The sequence below is a fragment of the Stutzerimonas sp. FeSN7 genome, assembly GCF_030263795.1.
GTDB classification, from domain to species: domain Bacteria; phylum Pseudomonadota; class Gammaproteobacteria; order Pseudomonadales; family Pseudomonadaceae; genus Stutzerimonas; species Stutzerimonas stutzeri.
The window spans coordinates 4,184,540-4,194,151 of the sequence record NZ_JARPMN010000001.1; the positions used below are offsets into that span (position 1 = coordinate 4,184,540).

Sequence of the window (9,612 nt, forward strand, 5' to 3'; positions counted from 1 at the left end):
CCCGGCGCACCGCGACGGACTAGCTGCGCAGCGCACGCGGGGCCGCGGCATCCACATCGGTGCCGGGCTGCTCGTCCGCCGGATCGAGCCGGGGTGGAACATCGGTTTCGATCGGCGCCTGACGCGGCTGCAGCACGGGAGTTTGATCGCGCTGGGGTCCCTGCCTCGGCTGCTCCACCGAATCGTCACGCGGCGCGCTGTTGTCCAGCGGGTGCTGGCGCGCCTTGTCCGGCTGGGTGGGGCCGGTGCCATCGGCCATGGCGCCGGCAGCGAACGCCAGCGAAAGCAGCAGCATGCCGTCACGCAGAATGCTCATCGTCGCACCTCCGAGCGTCTCTATAACGCTTTCGGCATGCCCACACCGCCAAGGTTTCAGCGGCGCCGCGACTGTCGGTCGGGCGGTCGCAGGCCAGACACAAAACGACCCGGCAAGGGAGCGCCTTGCCAGGTCGTCGTATTGCCGGGATCAGTAGGCGCCGCGTGCACCGCCCTCGCCGCCGGTACCAGTGGTACCCGGCGCACCGGTGGCGCTATCCGCACCGGTATCGGCACCGGTGCCCTGGTCACTGCCGGTCGTGGTGGCCGGACGATCTGCCGAACCCGGCATATCGGTCGTGCCTGTGCCTGTGCCTGTGCCTGTGCCCGTACCGGTTCCGCTGTCCATGCCGCCGGTGCCAGTGCCAGTGCCAGTGCCAGTGCCAGTGCCACCCATGGTGCCCTGCTCATGGGTCCCGTGATCCATGGAATTGTGCGTGCCGGTGCCGGTGTTGTCCGCCGCGAACGCCGCGCCGGAAAGCAGACCCGCCAGGGTGAATGCCGCGATCTTGTGCATGTTCATGATGCGTCTCCTGCCATTTTTTCAGGGGGTACACAGGTTCCGGCAGCAGGGCTGGCCAGGGGTTTCCTCGCCAGCCTTTACAAAACATGACATGCCCGCCAGGCGGCGGCGCAGAGCGGCCGCTACGACGAACCGTCGGTCACCTGCTCGCGATCACCGAGCAGATCCTCCACGTACAGCATGCGCACCAGCACCATGCCGAGCGCCGCCAGCGGTGTGGCCAGCAGCAGACCGAGGGTGCCGGCGAGCAAGCCGAACAGCAGCTGAACGCCGATGGTCAGCGCCGGAGGGATCGAAACGATGCGTTGCTGCATGAACGGCGTGAAGACGTAGCTCTCCAGCGCCTGGACGAACAGGTAGAGCCCGGCGACATAGAGCACCGTGCGCCCACTCTCCAGCGAGGCCAGCAACAGCGCGGGAATCACCGCCAGTACGGGGCCGATGTTGGGGATGAACGACAGCAATCCGGCGATCAGCCCGAGCACCAGGGCCAGCTCGATGCCCAGCAGCCAGAGGCCGAGGGTGGTCAGCACGCCGATCAGCAGCATCTCCAGCAGCTTGGCCAGCAACCAGGCACGCAGCGTCGCGCCACTCTCGTCGAGCACCTCGGCGGCACGCGGGCGATAGCCCTGCGGCACCAGCTTGAGCAACCCGCTGCGGTAGACCCGCGGGTCGATCGCCAGGCAGATGCCAATGGCGAAGGCGATGACGAAACTGCTCAGCGCGCCCGCCACCGAGCCCATCACCTTGGTCACCACGCTGAAGGCGCTGGAGCCCTCCGGCAACGAATCCGCCAGCCGATCGCTCTGCTGCAGCAGCTCGTTGGCCCAGGGCAGTTGCTCGGCACGCTCACGCAGCCGCTCGACCGCCTCCGGCAGCGAATCGGACAGCGCGTCGGCCTGCTCGGCGATGCTCGGCGCCACCAGCCAGCCCCCGCCGCCCAGGCCCAGCAGCAGGACCACGAAGAATGCGGCCATCGAAGCCTTGTAGGGCAACGGGCTGTGCCTGCTCAGCCAGCAGCTCACGCCGTGGATCAACACGCCGAACAGGATGGACGCGAACAGCAGCAAGAGAAAGTCGAAGGCCAGCCAGGCGACGATGCACAGCAGCACCACAGCGGCCAGGACGGCCGCCTGCACCATGGCGCGGTTGGCGACCTGCTTGTTGTCGTCCGGCGATGTTGGCTTGGTCATGCCTCTCCCCCAGATGAGTACAAGGGGTACGACCGACCACGCGGCGCTTTAATTCAGGCGTTTCGCTAAATCAGCGCAGCAATTGCCAGAGCGATGCACCGACGCCCGCCATACTTTCGCCGGCCACCAGCCCCGCGGCGGCGACGATCACGAAACGCTCGCCGAGACTGCGCCAGCGCGAGGTGAAGGCCCAGGCGAGCACGGCGCCGAAGGTCATCAGCAGCGAGATCGAAGCGGGAATGATGAACGCCAGGCCGAGCGCTGCCGAACTTGGCAGCCAGCGCAACTGCGCCTCCGGCAACAGACCTTCCAGCGCACCCAGCAGGACCCCGCAGAGCGCGCCGACCAGCATCGCCCAGCGCACATCGACCGCCAGCGCACCCAACCCGCCGGTCAGCGCTTCGGCCACCGCTTTCCAGGTCGCCACCGCCGGCGCCGGCCACTCGGGGGTGATCAGCATCGCCTGCGGGTCCGGGATAAGCAGCTGATAGGCCAGCACCCCCACCACACTGCCGAGCAGGATGCCGACGCATTGCGCCACCGCCTGGCGCGCCGGCGTGGCACCGATGGCGTGCCCGACCTTGAAATCATTGAGCAGGTCGGTGCACTGCCCGGCCGCGCCGCCGGCGGTGTTGGCGCTCATCAGGTTGACCGGCACCTGCCCGGGTGCGAACACGCCGAAGCCAAGCTGCGACAGCTGCCCGATTGCGCCAATCGGTGGAATCCCGGTAGCGCCGACCACTCGCGCGGCGACCATCGCCAGCAGCAGCGCCAGCGGGATCGAAAGCAAGGCCAGCGCCGGGGCGATGCCGAACAGGCTGATCTGCAGCACCACCACCAGCGTGATCGCCAGCGCCAGGCCAGCGGCCGGCCAGCCCTGTAGACGCCACCGGGGTGAGCCGCGCCGTGTCGCCGTGCGCGAACGCAGCAGGCGCAGCCCCAGCGAGGTCAGCGTGGCGCAGACCATCAGGCTGACCCCGGGCCACAGCAGCCACTCGATCAGCGTGGCGAACTGCGGACCCGTGGCAGCGGCTGGCAGGCGCACCAGACCCTCGGCAAGCAGCCAGGGCGCCAGCAGCCCCCACGCCAGCAGTGCGCCGAGCAGCAACGACAAGCCGACGCGCAGGCCGACAATGCCACCGAAGCCCACCAGCAGCAGCGACGGCTCGAAGGTGAAGGTCAGTCGCTCGAGCTGCGCCGAGGGTGCCCAGCGCGGCAGGCTCCAGAAGAAGGTATCGATCAGTTTGGTGCCGGCGGCGAGCAGCGCAGCGCTGCCGAGCACCCACAACCGGCGCCCGGCTTCGGCACCCTGGCTGTAGATCTGCTGCAGGGTGGCCAGCGTCGCCATCCCTTCGGGAAAGCGCAGCCCGGAGCCGGCGATCAGCCCCGGGCGCAGGTACCAGGCCACCCAGATGCCGAGAAAGCTCACCGAGAACACCCAGGCCATCAGCGCCAGGCTGTCCAGCTGCTGACCGGTGAGCAGCGTGTAGGCGGGAATCGGCGCCACCAGCCCGCCGGAGATGATCGAAGCGCAGGACGAGGCGGTGGTCTGGTTGATGTTGCTCTCCAGCAACGACCAGCGCGGGCGCCCGAATGCCCTGGCGATGCCCTGCCAGAAGGCGAAGCCGACCAGCAGCGCAATGATCGACATATTGAACGACCAGCCGATCTTGAGGCCCGAGTAGACATTCGATGGCGCCAGCAGCGCCCCCAGCAACAACCCGGTCGCCAGAGCGCGTGCGCTGAGTTCGCGAGGTGAAACGGCAGCAGAGGTTTGGCTCATGCAGCTACCTTAGCAGCCGTTCCGTGCAAAAACGCGCGGCCTTACCGGCGGCTCGCCCGTCTCTGGGCCAGGTTGCGCACCTGCTGGCCGGATAGTGCCCGTTCGCCATCTCTGGGCTGAACTTCGCTGCAAGGTGCTGGTCGTTTAGTAGCTTTTTAAACGATTACGCCCGACTGACTAGGTACCGAACATGGACGCGGATCTTACGCGGGGCAACACATCCCCAACCGTCACGCTATTAACCGGCAACGAACTGCTTGGCTTGTTCTTCCGCCACTTCCTCGGCGAACAGGCCCAGGTCGAAGTCTCCCTCGCCGGCCTGGAACCGCCGGAGCAGCATGATGCCGATCTGTTTCTGGTGGACGCCGGCCACAGCGAGGCCGAACAGATTTCCAGCCTGATCGACCAACTGGACGACCACACCCCGGTGGCACTGGTGAACATCGTCCCGGAACAGGCCGAACAGCTGGTGGAGAAACACCCGGTCATCCGCGGGGTGTTCTACAGCCACGCCACCCGCGAACACCTGCTCGAAGGCATTCGCGTTTTGCTCAAGGGCGGCGACTGGCTGCCGCGGGTGCTCACCGAGCGGCTACTGGGCCAGTGGCGGCGCATGCGCCAGCTGGCGGAAAGCAAGACCAGCCTGACGCTGCGCGAGCGGGAAATCCTCAGCCTTGCCGGCAAGGGCCTGTCCAATGCCGAGATCGCCGAGCAGCTGTGCCTCAGCCCGCACACGATCAAGAGTCATATCCACAACCTGCTGCGCAAGATCGGCGCCTCCAACCGCGCCGAGGCGGCCTACCTGCTGCGCAGCCATCTGGACTGGGACAAGTCCTGCAGCGTCTGAGCGCGGGCCGCCCCGGCAGCGCACGCCGAGCAGGCGGCATTGCCGGGGCGCGCTCGAGCTGAGTGGAGCTCCATGGCACCGCTGGGATTAATCCATGAAACGCGTTATCCAGGCGGACTTTTACATCATCCGATGGATATCCAAGGTCGCGCGCGGCGTTCAAGAATCGCCTCCACTGTCATCCGGTATCTACCAATGACCCTTTGCTCTCCGCCCCGCGCCGCACTGCTGCTGGCCCTGATCCTCAGCCTGATCGGCTCCCCGCTGCTCGCTGCCGACATGATGGACAACGGCGACCTCGCGCCGGGCGGCATCCCGCTCGGCGCCGCACCGTCCCGACTGACACAGGCGGCAGGTGCGCAGCAGGCCTATCTGCAGCAGCTGGGTCAGGGCAACCTGGCCGAACTGCGGCAGAACGGTCAGGCGCTCAGCGCCCAGGTGCTGCAACAGGGCAGCGACCAGGAAGCCTTTATCCTGCAGCACGGGGAAGACCTGCTGGCCGTCATCGAACAGGTCGGCCACGGCAATTACGCCGAGATCCGCCAGACCGGCAGCGACAACCAGGCCAGCATCAGCCAGTACGGCGCCTACAACGACGCGCGTATCGAACAGGTCGGCGACGGCCTGCGCAGCACCGTCACGCAATATGGCTACGGCCAGCAGATCAATATCGTGCAGGGCCGCTAGAGGCCATGGAGAATCGCATGTTGAAACCCGCAGCAATCGCTACCTTGCTCGCCTTCGGCGCCACCCAGGTCATGGCGCAGAACAGCACCGAGCTGGAGCAGACGGGTACCGGCAATGTCGCCGTGCTCCAGCAGATCGGCCTGATGCAATCCAGCGACATCGCCGTCAGCCAAGTGGGCGACTTCAATGACGCCAGTGTCACCCAGGTTGGCGAAAGCCATTTCAACGTCGCCAATCTGCAGCAGACCGGCAACCTCAACGTCGCCTCACTGGAGCAGACCTGGCGAGCCAACACCCTGACCGCCAGCAGCACCGGTGACGGCAACCAGCTCAGCGGCAGCCAGACCGGCTTCGCCGTGGCCGAGATCACCCAGCGCGGTGACAACAACTCGCTCAGCTTCAGCCAGCAGACCTACTACGAAGGTTCGCGGCTGAGCGTCAGCCAGGACGGCGTGAGCAACCAGGCCGAGATCGCGCAGGGTGACGGCAATCGCCTGGCGCTCGTGCAGGATGGCAACTACAACGACGCCGACATCCGCCAAGGCGACTACCACAACGAACTGAGCTTCACCCAGAGCGGTGACGACAACCGCCTGACCGTCGACCAGAACGGCTATGGCGGCGTCATCAGCGGCTCGTCCACCGGCAACCGCAACAGCGTGGACATCGATCAGCGTTTTGCTTCGAACCGTGCATCGGTGACCCAGAACGGCGACGACAACCTGGCCAGCATCGAGCAGGGCAATTGGGGCCATCAGGCCACCATCACGCAGCTGGGCAGCGCCAACGAGGCGATGATTCGCCAGGGCTTCCCGGCGAACGACAACACGCGCCTGCCGGGCGTCGCGACGATTCATCAGAGCGGCACCGGCAACAGCGCCACCATCATCCAGCAGTAGTACCATCATCCAAGGCCACGGACCGGCTCGCAGGAACCACAAGGATGCTCGTCATGACCCTCGTCCCCTGGCTGCTGGCGGCCGCCGCCGCCGCGACAACCGACGCTCCGGTGCAGGTCCGCCTCGACCTGCAGCCCGCCGCCGCCGAGCAACGACTGACGCTCTCGCTATGCTTCAAGGGCAGCGGCCAGCAGGTCCGCTACCGTCTCAAGGTCCGCTCCAGTGGCACCGCCGGCACGGGCCAGACCACCCAGAGCGGCAGCCTGACTGCCGGCGAAAGCGAACAGTGCCCGCTGCGCAACCGGCTCGGCATCGCCGCCGATACCGCCGTGGAGGCCGAACTGCAGTGGTGGATCGATGATCAGGAGCAGCCGCCGCTGCTCGAGCGCTATCCGCCGCGCGGCGGCGACAGCGACGAAGAGCCCGATCCGGACCAGCCGCAACAGCTGGCCTGAAGGTCGCGACCGACCAATGGCAGCCCATGGGGCATCCGTTCAGCGCAGGTTCAGGCAAGGTTCAGTCTGGGTTCAGTGATACCCGTTCAGGCTAGGGGCCGTCAGTATCCCGCTGCCTGAAAAGGAGTCACCGATGAAAAAACTCAGCACCCTGGCCATCGCCACCACCTTCGGCATCTTCAGCCTCGGCACCCATGCCGCCGAGAACTTCGCCGGTTTCACCTGGGGCGAAAGCACCGTCAATACCGACCGTTCCAGCTCGCTGAAGCAGAACATGGACGGCAAGAACCGCTTCGATGACGTGATCAAGAACAGCGGCACCTGGGGCGTGCGCGCCGGTCAGATGACCGACGAAGGCCGCTACTACATGACCTACGAGAACGTTTCGGACGACTACGGCAGCAGCCTCAAGCTGCGTCAGCAGAACCTGATCGGCAGCTACGACATGTTCGTCCCGCTGGGCGACACCACCCGCCTGTTCGGCGGTGCGAGCGCCGGTCTGACCAAGCTGGAGAACGAGTCCAAGGGCTACAGCCGTGACACCGACATCGGCTACCTGGTCGGCCTGCAGGCCGGTATCCTGCAGAAGCTCGGCGACAACACCTCGGTGGAAGCCGGTTACCGCTACCTGCGCAGCAACGCCGGAACCGAGGTCTCCGAGCGAGGGGTCGGCAAGCTGGGCTCGATCGACGTGCACAGCAGCAAGCAGGCCTACCTGGGTCTGAACTATCACTTCTGATGGCGTTTCGCTGACAGAATGTCGAACGACGGCCGGGACGAACCCGGCCGTTTTTTGCACTGGGAGCACAAAACATGAAAGTGCTGGTGGTGGAAGACGAGGCGCTGCTGCGTCACCACTTGCAGACGCGGCTCGGTGAAAGCGGGCATATCGTCGATGCCGTGCCCAATGCCGAAGAAGCGCTGTATCAGACCCACGAATTCAATCATGACCTTGCCGTCATCGACCTCGGCCTGCCGGGCATCAGCGGGCTGGACCTGATCCGCCAGCTGCGCAGCCGCGGCAAGACCTTTCCGATCCTGATCCTCACAGCCCGCGGCAACTGGCAGGACAAGGTCGAGGGGCTGGCGGCCGGCGCCGATGACTATGTGGTCAAGCCGTTCCAGTTCGAGGAACTGGAAGCCCGGCTGAACGCCCTGCTGCGCCGTTCCAGCGGCTTCACCCAGGCCACCATCGAAGCCGGCCCGCTGCTGCTGGACCTCAACCGCAAACAGGCCACAGCCAACGGCGAGCCGCTGGCGCTGACCGCCTACGAATACCGCATCCTCGAGTACCTGATGCGTCATCAGCAGCAGGTGGTGGCCAAGGAGCGGCTGATGGAGCAGCTCTACAGCGGCGACGAGGAGCGCGATCCAAACGTGATCGAGGTGCTGGTCGGACGGCTACGTCGCAAGCTCGAGGCGCAGTGCGCGATGAAACCCATCGAAACCGTACGCGGCCTCGGCTATCTGTTCACCGAGCGCTGCCGATGAGCCGACGCTGGCGCCGGCTGCAGGCGCGCGTGCGAACCCGCCTGACCGGCGCCATGTCGCTGCGCCTGCGGCTGATGCTCGGCGCCGCGAGCCTGGCCGCGCTGTTCATGCTGGCGCTGCTGCCCGCACTGCAGGGCGCCTTCAGCCTGACCTTCGAGAAGGTCATCGAACAGCGCCTGGCGGCCGATGCCAGCACCCTGATCACCGCCGCCCAGGTCGAAGGCGGCCGGCTGCAGATGCCCGAGCGGCTGCCGGACGAGGAGTTCGACCTGCCGGATGCACAGCTGCTCGGCTTCATCTACGACCGCCGCGGCGAGCTGATCTGGCATTCCCGCTCGGCTGCCGACGAACGCATCGACTACCGTCCGCGCTATGAGGGCGGCGCCACCGAATTCCTGCGGGTGCGCGATGCCGATGGCGTGGAGTACTTCGTCTACGACGTGGAACTGCACCTGGCCGGCAGCCGCGACAACGCCTTCAGCTTCGTCACCATGCAGCCGACCAGCGAGTACCTCAGCCTGTTCGAGGAATTTCGCCGGCAGCTCTATCTCTGGCTGGGCAGCGGTCTGCTGGTGCTGCTGGCCCTGCTCTGGCTAGGCCTGACCTGGGGCTTTCGCACGCTCAAGCGGGTCAGCGCCGAACTCGACCAGGTCGAAGCCGGGCAGCGCGAGCGTCTGAGCGACGACCACCCGCGCGAACTGCTGCGCCTGACCCGCTCGCTGAACCGCCTGCTGGACAGCGAACGTCGCCAGCGCGAGCAGTACCGCAACTCCCTAGGCGATCTGGCGCACAGCCTGAAAACCCCGCTCAGCGTGCTGCAGGGCGTCGGCGAGACGCTCTCGGCGCAGAGCCAGAGCCGCGAGCAGGCGCACGTGATGCAGGCGCAGATCGAGCGCATGAGCCAGCAGATCGGCTATCAGCTGCAGCGTGCCAGCCTCGGCAAGAGCGGCCTGGTGCGCCACCGGGTCGAACTGCGGCCGTTGCTCGACAGCCTGTGCAGCACGCTGGACAAGGTCTATCGCGACAAGCGCGTGCAGATCGACGCTCAGCTGGTCGAGCCCTGTGTCGTACCGATGGAACAGGGCGCGCTGATGGAGCTGCTCGGCAACCTGCTGGAAAACGCCTACCGGCTGTGCCTTGGGCAGATCCGCATCAGCGCTCGCACGCATGACGGCGACCTGCTGCTAGGCATCGAGGACGACGGCCCCGGCGTGCCGGTGGACCAGCGCGCACGGATCATCCGTCGCGGCGAACGCCTCGACGCCCAGCATCCCGGCCAGGGCATCGGCCTGGCCGTCGTCAAGGACATCCTCGACAGCTACGGCGGCGAACTCAGCCTGGGCGAGTCGCCCCTGGGCGGCGCGGCTTTCCAGGTACGGCTGCGCGCCGACTGAACGAACGGCACTCCCGTTGCGTCCC

At 66.5% G+C, this 9,612-nt stretch carries 11 protein-coding genes; 7 read left to right on the plus strand and 4 right to left on the minus strand.

The annotated features are described in order from the left end of the window. Window positions 1-19: 19 nt before the first annotated feature. The 4 genes from P5703_RS20020 to P5703_RS20035 all read right to left on the minus strand — a co-directional run bounded on the left by P5703_RS20020 (window position 20) and on the right by P5703_RS20035 (window position 3,814). The gene (locus tag P5703_RS20020) at window positions 20-316 is read right to left on the minus strand and encodes a hypothetical protein (RefSeq protein WP_049340659.1); all 297 of its coding nucleotides are present in this window, start codon (window positions 314-316) and stop codon (window positions 20-22) included. Between the two features lie 150 nt (window positions 317-466). Then, the gene (locus tag P5703_RS20025; protein ID WP_125885781.1) at window positions 467-838 is read right to left on the minus strand and encodes a hypothetical protein; all 372 of its coding nucleotides are present in this window, start codon (window positions 836-838) and stop codon (window positions 467-469) included. Window positions 839-960: 122 nt separating this feature from the next. After that, entirely contained in the window at window positions 961-2,031 is a 1,071-nt protein-coding gene (locus tag P5703_RS20030) for an AI-2E family transporter (RefSeq protein WP_265660548.1), read from the minus strand. Window positions 2,032-2,101: 70 nt separating this feature from the next. Further along, the gene (locus tag P5703_RS20035) at window positions 2,102-3,814 is read right to left on the minus strand and encodes an OPT/YSL family transporter (protein ID WP_125912500.1); all 1,713 of its coding nucleotides are present in this window, start codon (window positions 3,812-3,814) and stop codon (window positions 2,102-2,104) included. 262 nt (window positions 3,815-4,076) lie between these two features. On the opposite strand from P5703_RS20035, the gene P5703_RS20040 reads away from it, so the two are divergent. From P5703_RS20040 to P5703_RS20070, 7 genes are all read left to right on the plus strand, one after another. Continuing rightward, entirely contained in the window at window positions 4,077-4,661 is a 585-nt protein-coding gene (locus P5703_RS20040; protein WP_014595614.1) for a helix-turn-helix transcriptional regulator, read from the plus strand. A gap of 195 nt (window positions 4,662-4,856) precedes the next feature. Continuing rightward, window positions 4,857-5,348 carry a curli production assembly protein CsgB gene (locus tag P5703_RS20045; RefSeq protein ID WP_125912501.1) on the plus strand — a complete coding sequence of 164 codons (492 nt, stop codon included), beginning with the start codon at window positions 4,857-4,859 and terminating at the stop codon, window positions 5,346-5,348. Between the two features lie 17 nt (window positions 5,349-5,365). Then, window positions 5,366-6,247 (plus strand): hypothetical protein, encoded by an 882-nt coding sequence (locus tag P5703_RS20050; RefSeq protein WP_125885782.1) that lies wholly within the window; start codon window positions 5,366-5,368, stop codon window positions 6,245-6,247. A gap of 44 nt (window positions 6,248-6,291) precedes the next feature. Then, window positions 6,292-6,702 carry a hypothetical protein gene (locus P5703_RS20055; protein WP_125885783.1) on the plus strand — a complete coding sequence of 137 codons (411 nt, stop codon included), beginning with the start codon at window positions 6,292-6,294 and terminating at the stop codon, window positions 6,700-6,702. Window positions 6,703-6,835: 133 nt separating this feature from the next. Continuing rightward, complete coding sequence (locus P5703_RS20060) at window positions 6,836-7,441, plus strand: outer membrane beta-barrel protein (RefSeq protein ID WP_013981528.1); 606 nt, start codon at window positions 6,836-6,838, stop codon at window positions 7,439-7,441. Between the two features lie 74 nt (window positions 7,442-7,515). Beyond that, window positions 7,516-8,193 carry a response regulator gene (locus tag P5703_RS20065; protein ID WP_011911625.1) on the plus strand — a complete coding sequence of 226 codons (678 nt, stop codon included), beginning with the start codon at window positions 7,516-7,518 and terminating at the stop codon, window positions 8,191-8,193. Next, entirely contained in the window at window positions 8,190-9,587 is a 1,398-nt protein-coding gene (locus tag P5703_RS20070) for an ATP-binding protein (RefSeq protein ID WP_279647013.1), read from the plus strand. Before P5703_RS20065 ends, P5703_RS20070 begins: the two co-directional genes overlap by 4 nt. Window positions 9,588-9,612 lie beyond the last annotated feature (25 nt).